We start from the raw sequence: 14,466 nt of genomic DNA, 5'->3' as shown, positions 1-14,466 counted from the left end.
CGCGCCCCCCCCCGCGGGCTCACCCCCTTGCCCAACCACCCCGGGGCGCCGCGCGCGGTGCCCCCGGCGGGGCCACGGCCACGCCCGCCGGACACGACCGCGCCCCCGGCCCGGCCCGCACGGCGCAGCGGGGCCCGGACGCCCTGGCTCTATCTCGCACCCGCCCTCGTGGTGCTCGCCGGACTGCTCGTCTACCCGATCTACCAGCTCGGCCTGATCTCCTTCCTGGAATACACACAGGCACAGGTCAGCGGCGGTGAACCGACCACCTTCCAGGGCCTCGGCAACTACCGGACGCTCTTCGCAGACAGCCAGTTCTGGCAGGTGCTCCTCGCAACGGTGCTCTTCGCGGCCGCGTGCGTGGTCTCCACACTCGCCGTCGGCTGCGCCCTGGCCGTCCTGCTGACCCGCGTACGCGCCCTGCCGCGGCTCGCCCTGATGCTGGCGGCGCTCGGTGCCTGGGCGACCCCGGCCATCACCGGCTCCACCGTGTGGGTCTTCCTCTTCGACCCCGACTACGGCCCCGTGAACCGGATGCTGGGACTGGGCGACTTCTCCTGGACGTACGGGCGCGTCAGCGCCTTCGCCCTCGTCATGTTCGAAGTCGTGTGGTGCTCCTTCCCGTTCGTGATGGTCACCGTGTACGCGGGCATCAAGGCCATTCCGGGAGAGGTGCTCGAGGCGGCCTCGCTGGACGGCGCCTCGCAATGGCGCATCTGGCGGTCCGTCACGGCGCCGATGCTCCGGCCCATTCTCGTGGTCGTCACCATCCAGTCGGTCATCTGGGACTTCAAGGTCTTCACCCAGATCTATGTGATGACGAACGGCGGAGGCATCGCCGGACAGAATCTCGTGCTCAATGTGTACGCCTATCAGAAGGCCTTCGCGTCCTCCCAGTACAGCCTGGGCTCCGCGATCGGCGTCGTCATGCTGCTGATTCTGCTGGCGGTCACGCTCGTGTATCTGCGGCTGCTGCGCCGTGAGGGAGAAGAGATATGAGCCTGATTCCCGCGCCGCTGAGGGTGCGGCGCCCCGGGCGGCTGCTGGCGGAGGCCGCGGCGCTGGTCATCGCGATCGTCGTCGCCTTCCCGCTGTACTGGATGGTCCTCTCCGCCTTCAAACCCGCCGGGGAGATCCAGTCGACGGACGCGAAGCCGTGGACCCTTTCCCCGTCGCTCGACTCGTTCCGCCGGGTCTTCCAACAGGAGGAATTCGGCCGGTATTTCGTCAACAGCCTGATCGTCGCCGGCACGGTCGTCGTCGCCTCCGCGCTGATCGCCTTCCTGGCCGCCACCGCCGTCACCCGCTTCCGTTTCAGGTTCCGTACGACGCTGCTCATCATGTTCCTGGTGGCGCAGATGGTTCCGATCGAGGCGCTGACGATTCCGCTGTTCTTCCTGATGCGCGACTTCGGACAGCTCAACACCCTCGGCTCGCTGATCCTGCCGCACATCGCCTTCTCGCTGCCGTTCGCGATCTGGATGCTGCGCGGCTTCGTCAAGGCCGTTCCGGAGGCGCTGGAGGAGGCGGCTTACATCGACGGAGCGAGCCGCGCGCGCTTCCTGTGGCAGATCCTCTTTCCGCTGGTCTTCCCCGGGCTGGTGGCGACGAGCGTGTTCTCGTTCATCTCGACCTGGAACGACTTCCTGTTCGCCAAGTCGTTCATCATCAGCGACACCTCGCAGTCGACGCTGCCGATGGCGCTGCTGGTCTTCTTCAAGCCGGACGAGAACGACTGGGGCGGGATCATGGCGGCCTCTACCGTGATGACCGTGCCGGTGCTCGTCTTCTTCGTACTCGTTCAGCGACGTCTGGTCTCCGGCCTGGGCGGCGCGGTGAAGGACTGACGCGATGACTTCCACAAACCTGATCCCGGCGCCGCGCGTCGTGCGCTCCATCCCGGCCGCAGGCGGCTTCGTCCTGGACGAGTCGACCGTCGTGGACGCGGGCCCCGGCACGGAGGCGGCCGCGCGATGGCTGCGCCGTACTGTAGGCGCGGCCACCGGGCTGCCATTGGCATCCGGAGCCGGTGATGACGGAGAAACGATCCGACTGCGCGTCGACACCGCGGACGCCGGGCATCTCGGTCCCGAGGGCTACAAGCTGTACGTCGACGGCGACGGCATCACCGTCCACGGCGGCGGAGCCGCCGGAGTGTTCTGGGGCGTGCAGACGCTCCGTCAGCTCCTTGGGCCCGAGGCGTACCGCAAGGCGCCCGTGGCGACGGACGGGCGCTGGGAGGTGCCGTACACCGTTGTGGAGGACGCGCCCCGGTTCTCCTGGCGCGGCCTCATGCTCGACGTGTCACGGCACTTCATGCCCAAGGAGGGCGTGCTGCGCTACCTCGACCTGCTCGCCGCGCACAAGCTCAACGTCTTCCACTTCCACCTCACCGACGACCAGGGCTGGCGCATCGAGATCAAGCGCCACCCGAGGCTGACCGAGGTGGGCGCCTGGCGGTCGCGGACCAAATACGGGCACCGGGCCTCACCGCTCTGGGACGAGGCCCCCCACGGCGGTTACTACACCCAGGACGACATTCGGGAGATCGTCGCCTACGCCGCCGAACGGCACATCACCGTCGTCCCCGAGATCGACATCCCCGGGCACTCGCAGGCCGCCATCGCCGCGTATCCGGAACTGGGCAACACCGACGTCATCGACACGGCCTCCCTGACCGTCTGGGACAACTGGGGCATCAACCCCAACGTACTCGCCCCCACCGACACCACCCTCCGCTTCTACGAGGGCGTGCTCGAGGAGGTCCTCGGTCTCTTCCCGTCCACCTTCGTGCACATCGGCGGCGACGAATGCCCCAAGGACCAGTGGAAGGCGTCGGCCGCCGCCCAGGCACGCATCAAGGAACAGGGCCTGGCCGACGAGGACGAGCTCCAGTCGTGGTTCGTCCGGCACTTCGACCGCTGGCTCACCGACCGTGGCCGCCGCCTCATCGGCTGGGACGAGATCCTCGAAGGGGGTCTGGCGCCCGGCGCGGCCGTCTCCTCCTGGCGCGGATACCGCGGCGGCATCGCCGCCGCGGAGGCCGGCCACGACGTCGTCATGTGCCCGGAGCAGCAGGTGTACCTGGACCACCGGCAGGCCGCCGGCGACGACGAGCCCATGCCCATCGGCTACGTACGCACCCTCGAGGACGTCTACCGCTTCGAGCCCGTACCACCGGCGCTCGCCCCGGAGGCCGCCCGGCACGTACTGGGCACCCAGGCGAACGTCTGGACCGAGGTGATGCAGGACAGCGCCCGCGTCGACTACCAGGTCTTCCCGCGACTTGCCGCGTTCGCCGAGGTCGCCTGGTCCACGCTGCCCCCGTCCGCGGAGCGCGACTTCGCGGACTTCGAACGCCGAATGACCGCCCACTACGCGCGCCTTGACGCGCTCGGGGTCCACTACCGGCCCCCCGGCGGCCCGTTGCCGTGGCAGCGTCGCCCCGGCGTCGCCGGACGTCCGATCGACGGTGTGCCCCCGAACGTGTGAGCCCGGCCGGAGGCCGCCTCCCGGCGGCCCCGGCCCTGAGACGGTAGGAGAGTGGCACGGCAAGGAGAAAGGCGTACAAGCGCCGCTGAAGAACGGCAATCCGCCCGCGGCGGTACGGGAGTACGAAACCGGACGATTGTCGCGGGTCCGCACGTGTGGGGCGGATGTGCCCTTCGCGGACCCTCCCGACGGTCCGCCCGGAAGATGTGCCAGAGTTGCCACGTCCGGCCTGTGAGCACGTACGGTACGGCAACACAGGCGGGACAGCCGGGACACCGGGAAGGGGCAGCTTGGTGACCACGCACGCACCGCGAACGGCACAGTCGGTGACGCTGCCGGCCTCGCTCGACGAGGCCGTGGCGGCGCTCAGCGCCATGCCCGCCGCCGTCCCCGTCGCCGGCGGCACCGACCTCATGGCCGCGGTCAACAAGGGCCAGCTCCGCCCCGCGGGCCTCGTCGGCCTCGGCCGCATCAGCGAGATCCGCGGCTGGCGCTACCAGGACGGGCACGCCCTGCTCGGCGCCGGCCTCACCCACGCCCGGATGGGCCGGCCCGACTTCGCCGCCCTCATCCCCGCCCTCGCCGCGTCCGCGCGTGCGGCCGGGCCGCCCCAGATCCGCAACGCGGGCACCCTCGGCGGCAACATCGCCAGCTCCGCGCCCACCGGCGACAGCCTGCCGGTGCTGGCCGCCCTCGAGGCCGACCTGGTGATCGCCGGCCCGGGCGGCGCCCGCCGCGAGATCCCCGTGTCGCACCTGCTGGCCGGCCGGGAGATGCTCGGCCCGGCCGAACTGATCGGCTTCGTACGCGTACCCCTCCTGCACGCCCCGCAGGTCTTCCTGAAGGCGACCGGCCGCACCGGCCCGGGCCGCGCCACGGCCTCCGTGGCCCTCGTCCTCGACCCGGCCCGGCGCGGTGTGCGCTGCGCGGTGGGCGCCATCGCGCCCATGCCGCTGCGGCCGCTCGAGGCCGAGCGGTGGATCGGCTCGCTCATCGACTGGGACGGCGAGCGGGGCCTCGAGGGCGAGGCGCTGACGGCGTTCGGCGAGTACGTCGCCGCGGCGTGCATCCCCGACCCTGCTCCGGCGCCCGAGGGCGAGGAGCAACCGGTGCTGTCGCCGGCCGTACTGCATCTGCGGCGCACTGTCGCCGCGCTGGCCCGACGGGCACTGGGGAGGGCGCTGTCGTGAGCAACGAGAACAACCCGCACGGCCTTCCGCCGGAGTTCCAGGAGCTCCCGGAGGGCTTCGAGCCCGATCGCGACGGCGACCGGTACGACGGTCAGGACCAGCGGGATCCCTACGGCCGGCAGCACGGCCAGGGGGGACCGTACGAGCAGCACGGTCACGGCGAGTCGTACGGGCAGCACGGTGATGCGGAGCCGTACGGGCAGTACGAACAGGGCGAGTCGTACGGGCAGTACGAGCAGGGGCAGCCTTATGGGCAGCCCGAGCACGGGGAGGCGTACGGCCGGCACGAGCCGCCGCAGGGTTCCTACGGTGATTCGTACGGCTCGTACGGGGACCAGGGCGGCGGCTGGCAGCCCACGCCGCAGGGCGGCGAGTACGACGGCGAGGCCACGGCCTTCTTCCAGCTGCCGCAGGAGTTCACCACCTCCGACTCCGCCCCGCTCGAGGCGCCGGGGCACGGCTACGTACCGCCGATGATCAGGCCGCTGACGCCTGCCGCGGGTACGGACCCGACGGCGGCCGGCGGCTGGGCGACGCCGTGGCCGGAGCCTGCCGGGCAGGGGGCGGACGGCGCGTCCGACGCGAACACGAACGTGAACGTGAACGAGACGGGGCAGTGGGCCTTCCACGAGTCTCAGGACGTCCACGAGACGCACAACGCCCATGACTCCCACGACGCCCATGGCACCCACGAGGCTCATGGCGCCCAGGGCTTTCAGGATGCGCGCGATGTGCAGGATGTCCCCGGTGCGCATGGTGCGCGCGAGGCCTATGAGGCCCGTGAGTCAGGGCAGTCCGCGGAGCCCCATGCGTTCCAGGGTGCTCCGGATGCCCAAGGGCCGCAGGCGGCCTCGCACTTCCCCCAGTTCCCACAGTTCTCCGAGTTCGCGGAGGCGCAGGAGGCGGAGCCCGCTGCGGCGTCCGATTCCGACTCCGGCGAGTTCCCGCTACCGCCCGGCGCCGACGCGCCCTGGGGCAATGCGACCCCGTCCGCGACGCTCCCCGGAGGCGCGCCGGCGCCCTGGGCGACGCTGCCGGGCGGCGCCTCCGCGCCCTGGGCGGCGGACGAGTCGCAGCGGGCGGAGGAGCCGGGCGGGTCCGGGCCGGAGTCTGTGGCCGCTGAGGAGGACGCCGCGGAGGACGTGGCGGTGACCGGACCGGTCCAGGCCGCGGAGCCCGCCGCCACGGTGCGGGAGCCGGGCGAGACGTCCGCCGGGGCCGAGGCCGAGGTCGAACACCCGTCTCGGCCCGAGGCCGGATCCCGATCGGAATCGGGATCCGAGCCCGAGCCGGTGGCCGGACCCCAGGCCGAGGCCGGAGCCGACACCGAAGCAGCAGCCGACGCCGAGGCCGTGCCGGCCGACCCCGCCCCGGCCGATGAGCCCGTGGCGCCCGCCGGGACCGAGGAGCACCCGCCCACCTCGTACGTCCTGCGCGTCAACGGCACGGACCGCCCGGTCAGCGACGCCTGGATAGGCGAGTCACTGCTCTACGTCCTGCGCGAGCGCCTCGGCCTCGCGGGCGCCAAGGACGGCTGCTCCCAGGGCGAATGCGGCGCCTGCAACGTGCAGGTCGACGGCCGGCTCGTCGCCTCCTGCCTGGTTCCCGCGGCGACCGCCGCCGGCTCCGAGGTGCGCACGGTCGAAGGCCTCGCCACCGACGGCGAACCCTCCGACGTCCAGCGGGCGCTGGCGGCGTGCGGCGCCGTCCAGTGCGGCTTCTGCATCCCCGGTATGGCGATGACCGTCCACGACCTCCTCGAGGGCAACCACGCCCCCACGGAACTGGAGACCCGCCAGGCCCTGTGCGGCAACCTCTGCCGCTGCTCCGGCTACCGCGGCGTCCTCGACGCCGTGCGCGAGGTGGTCGCCGAACGCGCGGCGAGCGCCACCGCCGCCGCCGAGGAGGCGGAGGCCGGTGACGAAGCCCGCATCCCGCACCAGGCGGCACCCGGCGCAGGTAGTGTGCAGATTCACCCGCACGACGGAGGCATGGCGTGAGCAACGACGCGGCCACCACTGCGATGCCGCAGCCGGTCGACAGCCCCCGGCCGGAGGCTCCGGCCCACGGCCTCGGCGCGTCGCTCCCCGCCGCCGACACCCGCGCCAAGAGCGAGGGCACGTTCCCCTACGCCTCCGACCTGTGGGCAGAGGGCCTGCTGTGGGCGGCGCTGCTGCGCTCGCCGCACCCGCACGCCCGCATCGTGTCCGTGGACACGTCCGCGGCCGTCGAGATGCCGGGCGTACACGCCGTGATCACCCACCAGGACATTCCCGGGGACGGTGCGTACGGCAGGCGCATCGCCGACCGGCCCGTCTTCGCGTCCGAGATCGTCCGCCACCACGGCGAGGCGATCGCCGCGGTCGCCGCCGACCACCCCGACACGGCCCGCCTCGCGGCGGCGGCCATCGCGGTGGAGTACGAGGTCCTCGAGCCGGTCACCGACCCCGAGAAGGCCTTCGCCGCCGAACCTCTGCACCCCGACGGCAACCTCATCCGCCACATCCCGCTCCGCTACGGCGACCCGGACGCGACGGGCGACGTGATCGTCGAGGGCCTGTACCGCATCGGCCGCCAGGACCCGGCACCCATCGGCGCCGAGGCCGGCCTCGCCGTGCCCCGTCCCGACGGCGGCGTCGAGCTCTACGTGGCGTCCACCGACCCGCACACGGACCGCGACCTCGCCGCGGCCTGCTTCGGCCTCGAACCGGAACGCGTCAAGGTCGTCGTCACCGGCGTACCGGGTGCGACGGGCGACCGCGAGGACCCGGGCTTCCAGCTGCCCCTCGGACTGCTCGCCCTGCGTACCGGCTGCCCGGTCAAACTCGCCGCCACCCGCGAGGAGTCCTTCCTCGGCCACGCCCACCGCCACCCGACGCTGCTGCGCTACCGGCATCACGCTGACGCGGAGGGCCACCTCGTCAAGGTCGAGGCGCAGCTGCTGCTCGACGCGGGCGCGTACGCCGACGCCTCCTCCGAGTCGCTGGCCGCCGCCGTAGCGTTCGCCTGCGGACCGTACGTCGTCCCGCACGCCCACATCGAGGGCTGGGCGGTACGCACGAACAACCCGCCCTCCGGCCATGTACGGGGCGAGGGAGCGATGCAGGTCTGCGCCGCGTACGAGGCGCAGATGGACAAGCTCGCCGCGAAACTCGGCCTGGACCAGACCGAGATCCGCCTGCGCAACGTTCTCGCCACCGGCGACATCCTGCCCACCGGCCAGACCGTCACCTGCCCGGCGCCCGTCGCCGAACTGCTCCAGGCCGTACGGGACTTCCCGCTGCCGCCCCTCCCCAAGGACTCCCCGGAGGACGACTGGCTCCTCCCGGGCGGCCCCGAAGGAGCCGGCGAACCGGGCGCGGTACGCCGCGGCGTCGGCTACGCCCTCGGCATGGTCCACATGCTCGGCGCGGAAGGCACCGACGAGGTCTCCACGGCCACGGTCAAGGTCCACGACGGAGTCGCCACGGTCATCTGCGCGGCTGTCGAGACGGGCTCCGGATTCACGACGCTCGCCCGGCAGATCGTCCAGGAGACCCTGGGCATCGACGACGTCCGCGTCGCCTCCGTGGACACCGACCAGCCACCGGCCGGCCCCGCCGCCCACGGCCGCCACACCTGGGTGTCGGGCGGCGCGGTCGAACGCGCCGCGAAGATGGTCCGCACACAGCTTCTCCAGCCGCTGGCCCACAAGTTCGGCATGTCCACCGAACTGCTCCAGATCACCGACGGCAAGATCACGTCGTACGACGGTGTCCTGTCGACGACGGTCACGGAGGCCATGGACGGCAAGGAACTCTGGGCCACCGCCCAGTGCCGCCCTCACCCCACAGAGCCGCTCGACGAGTCGGGCCAGGGCGACGCCTTCGTGGGCCTGGCGTTCTGCGCGATCCGCGCGGTGGTGGACGTCGACATCGAGCTGGGCTCGGTCCGCGTGGTCGAGATGGCGGTGGCGCAGGACGTCGGCCGCGTCCTCAACCCCGCGCAGCTGGCCACCCGCATAGAGGCCGGCGTCACCCAGGGCGTCGGCGCGGCCCTCACGGAGAACCTCCGCACGGCCCGCGGCGTGATCCGCCACCCCGACCTCACCGGCTACGCCCTCCCGACGGCCCTGGACGCGCCGGACATTCGCATCGTGAAACTCGTCGAGGAACGCGACGTGGTGGCCCCCTTCGGGGCCAAGCCCGCGAGCGCCGCGCCGGTGGTCACGTCCCCGGCCGCGGTCGCTTCCGCGGTCCGCGCGGCGACGGGCCGCCCGATCAACCGCCTCCCGATCCGGCCGCAGGCGGCGGTGGCTGTTCCAAACTCGTGACGTAGTCGGCGGGTTGCTAGTGCAATCCAGGGGTGCGCTGTGTCATGCCCACTCGGTAGAGTGATCCCTGCAGACGTGTGTAAACGGGGAGGCATTCGTGGCGGAGGACGACGGGACGGGGCGGCCGGTGTACGGCCCGCCGGTACCGAGGCCGAGTGCGCCGAGCGGGGGTGGCAGCGGCAAGGACCTGGATGTCGATGCCGGGGAACTCGCCGCGTTCAAGGGGCGGGTGGACAAGCTCCTTCTGCGGCTCGAGGGGTCACCGGCGGCACCGGGGAAGCTCGCTGACGGAGAGATTCCCGAAGGAGACATGGGCACGGGCTTCAGCGAGGCCAAGGCGCTTTTCGGTATCTATCAGCGGGTGCACGCAGAGCTCAAGAACCTGTCCAAGGGGCTCGCTGGTCAGATCGAAGGCCTGGGCATCGCGGTGGATGGGTCGTCAAAGGGCTATCAGAACATCGACGACGACATCAAAGAGCGCATGCGGCGCATTAGTGCCGACGCTCAAGCAGCCGTCGATCGGCGCGAGCAGGAACGACGCGAGGCTGAGAAGCCCAAGGACGAAAAGCCGAAGGACGAGGCCGGCCAGGGCGACTCCTCGGGCGGCACGGACTTCTGATGTCGGCAGACATGAAGGCACGGGGAAGGGTGGGGAAGAATAATGGCTGAACCGAGCGAGGGCGGCGGAGTGGTCATGCCTCCGCTGGGAATCCTGGGTCTCTTTTTCGGAACCACCGACTTCGAGTCCAAGACGCATGAACAGATGCTCGCCATGGTGAAGGCGGCGAACCCGGAGACGCTCAAGAATCTGTCCGACCAGCTGACCGACGCCGGGAAGACGATCACTGAGATCGGCGAAGACCTCAGGGCGTACATCAAGGGCGTCCGCTGGGAGGGTGAAGCCGGCAAGGCCATGGAGACATGGGGCGACCAGGCATGGAAGGCGACGCTCCAGCTCGGGACGTACAGCGCTGTCGGCGGTACGTGGATCGGCAATGCGGCTCAGACACTCCGAGAGGTGAAGGCCAACCTCCCGGAGAAGGACGCGACTGCCCAAGCCAACTACGACGCCGCCGTCAAGTACCGCAACGACCCTGACTCCGAGGACATCCGGCGCGAGGCGTGGTCCAAGATGACCGAGGACCACGCCCAGGCTGTGCAGCAGATGAACAAGCTGGCCCAGTCCTACTCGTTCTCGACGTTCGTGATCAGCGCAGCGGAGCCGCCGACGTTTCCGCCGCCGCCGGGTGAATTCGTGCCGCCTGAGCCCAGGAACAGCCGGTCCATCGGCGGCACGGCCGATCGCAGCATCGGGATGGATCGCGGAACGGCTGACCAGTATGTGCCTGCCTCGAATCCTGACGTCAAGGGGGGTCGACCCGACTCCACCACGGTCGTACAGACCGATGTGATCGCGCCAAAGCAAGAGCGCCCTGTGGAAATGGGAATCGACAGCCTGGACACGCTGCCGCCTCAGACACAGCTTCCCCCGACGCCCGTTGGGCCGTCTCCTACCGGCCGGCCCGAAACCAATGTGCTTCCACCAGTTGTGGGAATCCCGCCGACGCAGATGGGTAAGACCGTGGGGCCCGCCTCCGCGCCTCCGGGCGGTGGCAAGGGCTTCCCGAACGCGAGGAACGTCGTGCCGCCGAGTGGTGGCGGCATCAATTCCAGAATGCCCCGAGACAGCGGCATCACGGGTGGCCGCCCTGTCGCACCTTCCGTCGGTCGGCCGACGGGCGGGATTCCGCGCACCAACGTCATCGGCGGTGAAGGTAACGCCCGTGGACCTATGGGACGCGGCATGGGGCACATGCCAGGGATGCCCGGCGGCCCCACCGGGGCCGGACAGAGTGGTGCTTTCAGCGGCCGTCGTCTGGCTTCGGAGAGTGGTGGCGTAATCGGTGGCCGCCCGCCCCAGGCGGGTCAGGCAGGAGCCCGCCCGTTCACAGCAGGTGGTTCTGGTCTGGTGCGTGGTACGCCCACTGGCGGCGGGGCGGGATCAGGCCAAGTAGGACGTACGGGCGCGATGGGCGCGGGGACCAACAGCAGTGGTCGGCGTCGGGACGACGAACGTGGTGAGCGCCCCGACTACCTGTCAGAGGACGACGAGACCTGGCAGCAGGGCGCCCGGCGGGTCGTTCCACCCGTCATCGACTGAAGTAGGTAGAGCGAAGGATGAGGATGAACACCAGCAGCCGTCAACAGCTTCGGCTTGGCCGAGCGCTATCGGCCACTTTGGGACTGCTGCTGGTGGGCATCGCAGCTACACCCGCTCATGCGGAATCTCTTCGGTCGAAGCAATGGCACCTCGACGCCATGAATGCCGATGAGATGTGGAAGACGAGTACCGGCGAGGGCGTAACGGTCGCCGTCATCGACACGGGAGTGGACCCAAGTCTTCCTGATCTGCGCGGTCAGGTACTGGAGGGGCGGGACTTCTCCCCTGAATCCGGGACTTACGCCGACGACGTCGACGGCCACGGGACGGGCATGGCGGCTCTGATCGCCGGAACCGGCAAGGGTGGCGGAAGCTACGGCCTTGCACCCGGCGCCAAGATTCTGCCCATCCGCCTCTGGAAAGAGGACGGCGAGCAAATGGGCATGGACGCCGAGAGAGCAGAAGCAGCGGCCATCCGCTACGCTGCAGACTCCTCCGCCAAGGTCATCAATATTTCCTTGGGCGGGGTCATGCAGTCCGAGGTTGTTGAGGAAGCTGTGCAATACGCCCTCGGCAAGAACAAGCTTATTTTCGCCGCCGCGGGCAACTCGGGAACCTCATTCGTCGAATATCCGGCAGCGGTGCCTGGCGTTGTGGCAGTCGGCAGCGTGGACAAGAAGGTGAACAAGACGGCTGAGTCGGCAACCGGCCCGGAAGTCGACTTGGTTGCGCCAGGTGTGGACATCGTCTCTGCCTGCAAGGAGGCCGGCCCGGGTCGCTACTGCGTATCCAACGGCACGAGTGATGCCACCGCCCTCGCCTCCGCCTCCGCCGCCCTGATCTGGTCCAAGTACCCGGAATGGACCAACAACCAGGTCCTGCGCGTCATGCTCAACACCGCAGGCGGTCCTCGGAGCGGCAACAAGCGCAACGACTCGATCGGTTACGGCGTCGTCCGCCCGCGCATCGCGCTCAAGTCGCCCGGAGACCCTGGCCCTGCCAACGAGTACCCGCTGCCCGACCTGGCGGAGGCTGCCTCTCCGTCCTCGGCGCCGTCGCCCGATGCTTCGGAGCCTGCTGCAGGAAGCGAGGACAGCAAGGAACAACCGGCCGTGGCCGCTCCTGCGTCCGAGGACGAAAGCAATTCGGGCCTCTGGATCGGTCTGGGGGTGGCCGCGGCGCTGCTCATCGGAGCCGCGATCGGCATTCCCGTCGTCCGGGCACGTCGAGGCTGAAGCCAGGGCGCGCCCCCTACAGGACAGGCACAGCGGTCACGTTTCCGTCGCTCACGAGGAACACCCGACGGCCGGCACCCGCCATCACGGTCGGCGCCCCTGTGTCGGACTTGTAGACCCAGGCACGCCTGGAGGGAGGGTCGTAGAAGACCGACACCCCCTCAGCTCCGTCGACCAGGAGGCTTCTGCCCTCGGCCACGGGTGGAAGGCTGCTCAACACGTCCGCTTCCATCGAGTCGTTCCCCATCAAGTCCGTGTCTCCATTGGACATGCGCACCGCTTGCGGCCTGCCGCCGACGATGGCACAGACATTCAGCTCCTTGACCCACGGCGCGCCCCATCCGTCCGCGGCGGAGGAGGTGTAGCCAGAGACGGTCCATCGCTCCGTGCCGTCCGCCACCATCAGGGCGGCGAGTTCTCTGCCTCCGAGATACACACTGGACCGGTCGATGGCCGGCATGGCCGGCCCGAACCCTTGGCTACGCCGCCAGACTTCACGTCCGGTGTCCGTGCTCAGGGCGATCACGACTCCGTTCGAACCCGAGACGACAAGGCGCTCGGCACCGGCCGCGGCGAGCGGCCGGTCGGCAGACTGCATGCCCTCCGGCGCAGTCACCGTCCACAACGGCTTGCGCCCGGAGATCTCCACGGCACGGATCTCCTCGGCCCGTGTGAGTACATAGACGCATGTTTCGTCCAGAGCGAGCAGCTGGACCGCCTCCGCGGACGCTGCCCATTGCTGTTCTCCTGTGGAGGCGTCCAGGGAAGCCACCTCGCCGCCGTCCGTCACTGCGATGAAGTGCGTCTCTGATAGTTGGAGCATGCCCGCTGTGCCGGACGCTTCAGATAGATTCCACACCTCCTCGCCGTCTACGGCCTTGTGCGCAGCAAGGCCACCGTCACGAGCGCTGAAGATCACTACCCCATGCATTGCGATCGGCGGCGGGACCGGGCCTTCTGCCGCCACATTCAGCGGCCCCCACAGCGGCCGGGGGGTCCTTCCGTCGGCGTACTCCTGGTTTGCCACCGGCTCCGCGTCCGGTGGGATCGCAACCGGCCCGCCCGCAATGTGGTTCAGCCACCAGGCCGTGGTCCCGCCGGCTGCTGCCAGCACCGCGCCTCCGGCCGACAGCGACGCGACGAGGAACCGGCGGCGCGACGGCTGTTGTCCCGCTCGCGGTCCGACGGCTGTCACGAAGCGATTTACTTCCGTCTCGCGCTCCTTGATGTCGGAAGCGAGGGCACCGGTGCGCCAACTCTTTTCGTCTCCGCGCCGAGTGGCGAACGCCTGTGCAATGTGCTCAGGCCGAGGGCGATTTCCAGGGGCTTTCGACAGACAGGGCTCGATGAGACTGCGGAACTGCCAAGGTACGGCGTCGAGTCGCGGCTGCCCGTGGACGACCTCGTACTGCACAGCCGCGACGTGCGCGCCGTCGAACACGCGGCGCCCGCTGGCCGCGTAGGCGAGAACGGCGCCCAGCGAGAACACGTCGGCCGAAGGATCCACCCGCTGGCCGAGCACCTGTTCCGGCGCACCGTACCCGGGTGTTGCGGGTGCCTGCCCGGTGGTCGTGAGCGTGAGGCCGTGCTCGGGCCGAGCGATTCCGAAGTCGATGATGCGTGGACCGGTCCTGGTGAGGATGATGTTGGACGGCTTGATGTCCCGGTGGATCAGCCCGGCGCGGTGGATGTCGCAGAGGGTGTGGGCCAGCGAATGGGCCAGGTGGCGCAGAGCGCGCTCGTCGAACGGGCCGTGGCGTTCCACGGCACTGTCGAGCGTCGGTCCGGCCAGGAATTCGGTGGAGATCCACAGCCTCCGGGCCTCCGTCTGAGCGGCGAGCAACCGGGCCACGCCGGGGCTCGTCACCGCTTGTGCGGCCTCCGCCTCACGCACGAACCTCTGGGTGAGATTCAGGTCGTTCGTCAGGCCGGGGTGCAGCACCTTCACCGCGGCGGTCCGACCCGAACCGTCCCGACCGAGGTACACCCTTCCCATACCCCCGGCTCCCAGGACTCCCAGGAGCCGATAGGGGCCGAGTCGAATCGGATCGCCGGGGCCGAGGGGCTGCATCGAAA

At 70.2% G+C, this 14,466-nt stretch carries 10 protein-coding genes; 9 read left to right on the top strand and 1 reads right to left on the bottom strand.

Annotated elements, in window-relative coordinates; translation table 11 throughout:
* The first annotated feature begins 57 nt into the window (after positions 1-57).
* The 9 genes from ACWGH4_RS01715 to mycP all read left to right on the top strand — a co-directional run bounded on the left by ACWGH4_RS01715 (position 58) and on the right by mycP (position 12,390).
* Positions 58-999, top strand: coding sequence for a carbohydrate ABC transporter permease (locus tag ACWGH4_RS01715; protein ID WP_453454402.1), 942 nt, complete (start codon positions 58-60; stop codon positions 997-999).
* Positions 996-1,847, top strand: coding sequence for a carbohydrate ABC transporter permease (locus ACWGH4_RS01710; protein ID WP_453454398.1), 852 nt, complete (start codon positions 996-998; stop codon positions 1,845-1,847). Before ACWGH4_RS01715 ends, ACWGH4_RS01710 begins: the two co-directional genes overlap by 4 nt.
* 4 nt (positions 1,848-1,851) lie before the next feature.
* Positions 1,852-3,492 carry a beta-N-acetylhexosaminidase gene (locus ACWGH4_RS01705; RefSeq protein ID WP_453454396.1) on the top strand — a complete coding sequence of 547 codons (1,641 nt, stop codon included), beginning with the start codon at positions 1,852-1,854 and terminating at the stop codon, positions 3,490-3,492.
* Between the two features lie 293 nt (positions 3,493-3,785).
* Positions 3,786-4,682, top strand: a complete 897-nt coding sequence (locus ACWGH4_RS01700; protein ID WP_189467389.1) for an FAD binding domain-containing protein — start codon at positions 3,786-3,788, stop codon at positions 4,680-4,682.
* A 473-nt stretch (positions 4,683-5,155) separates the two neighbouring features.
* Positions 5,156-6,682: a 2Fe-2S iron-sulfur cluster-binding protein gene (locus tag ACWGH4_RS01695; RefSeq protein WP_453454400.1), complete on the top strand. Its 1,527-nt coding sequence runs from the start codon at positions 5,156-5,158 to the stop codon at positions 6,680-6,682.
* Entirely contained in the window at positions 6,679-8,994 is a 2,316-nt protein-coding gene (locus ACWGH4_RS01690) for a molybdopterin cofactor-binding domain-containing protein (protein ID WP_441265474.1), read from the top strand. Before ACWGH4_RS01695 ends, ACWGH4_RS01690 begins: the two co-directional genes overlap by 4 nt.
* Before the next feature lie 97 nt (positions 8,995-9,091).
* Positions 9,092-9,613, top strand: coding sequence for a hypothetical protein (locus ACWGH4_RS01685; RefSeq protein ID WP_441265475.1), 522 nt, complete (start codon positions 9,092-9,094; stop codon positions 9,611-9,613).
* Between the two features lie 42 nt (positions 9,614-9,655).
* Positions 9,656-11,155: a WXG100 family type VII secretion target gene (locus ACWGH4_RS01680; protein WP_453454394.1), complete on the top strand. Its 1,500-nt coding sequence runs from the start codon at positions 9,656-9,658 to the stop codon at positions 11,153-11,155.
* Positions 11,156-11,178: 23 nt separating this feature from the next.
* Positions 11,179-12,390: a type VII secretion-associated serine protease mycosin gene (mycP, locus tag ACWGH4_RS01675; protein WP_453454392.1), complete on the top strand. Its 1,212-nt coding sequence runs from the start codon at positions 11,179-11,181 to the stop codon at positions 12,388-12,390.
* Between the two features lie 16 nt (positions 12,391-12,406).
* Here mycP and ACWGH4_RS01670 read toward each other — a convergent pair whose 3' ends face one another.
* Positions 12,407-14,461: a protein kinase domain-containing protein gene (locus ACWGH4_RS01670; protein ID WP_453454390.1), complete on the bottom strand. Its 2,055-nt coding sequence runs from the start codon at positions 14,459-14,461 to the stop codon at positions 12,407-12,409.
* Positions 14,462-14,466 lie beyond the last annotated feature (5 nt).

Source organism: Streptomyces sp. NPDC054847 (genome assembly GCF_053610925.1).
This window is presented reverse-complemented; position numbering and strand designations above follow the sequence as displayed.

Excerpts from the sequence above, each read along its gene's own strand:
- ACWGH4_RS01710 (WP_453454398.1), top strand. The coding sequence starts at position 996 with ATGAGCCTGATTCCCGCGCCGCTGAGGGTGCGGCGCCCCGGGCGGCTG.
- ACWGH4_RS01705 (WP_453454396.1), top strand. The coding sequence starts at position 1,852 with ATGACTTCCACAAACCTGATCCCGGCGCCGCGCGTCGTGCGCTCCATC.
- ACWGH4_RS01695 (WP_453454400.1), top strand. The coding sequence starts at position 5,156 with ATGATCAGGCCGCTGACGCCTGCCGCGGGTACGGACCCGACGGCGGCC.
- ACWGH4_RS01680 (WP_453454394.1), top strand. The coding sequence starts at position 9,656 with ATGGCTGAACCGAGCGAGGGCGGCGGAGTGGTCATGCCTCCGCTGGGA.
- mycP (WP_453454392.1), top strand. The coding sequence starts at position 11,179 with ATGAACACCAGCAGCCGTCAACAGCTTCGGCTTGGCCGAGCGCTATCG.
- ACWGH4_RS01670 (WP_453454390.1), bottom strand. The coding sequence starts at position 14,461 with ATGCAGCCCCTCGGCCCCGGCGATCCGATTCGACTCGGCCCCTATCGG.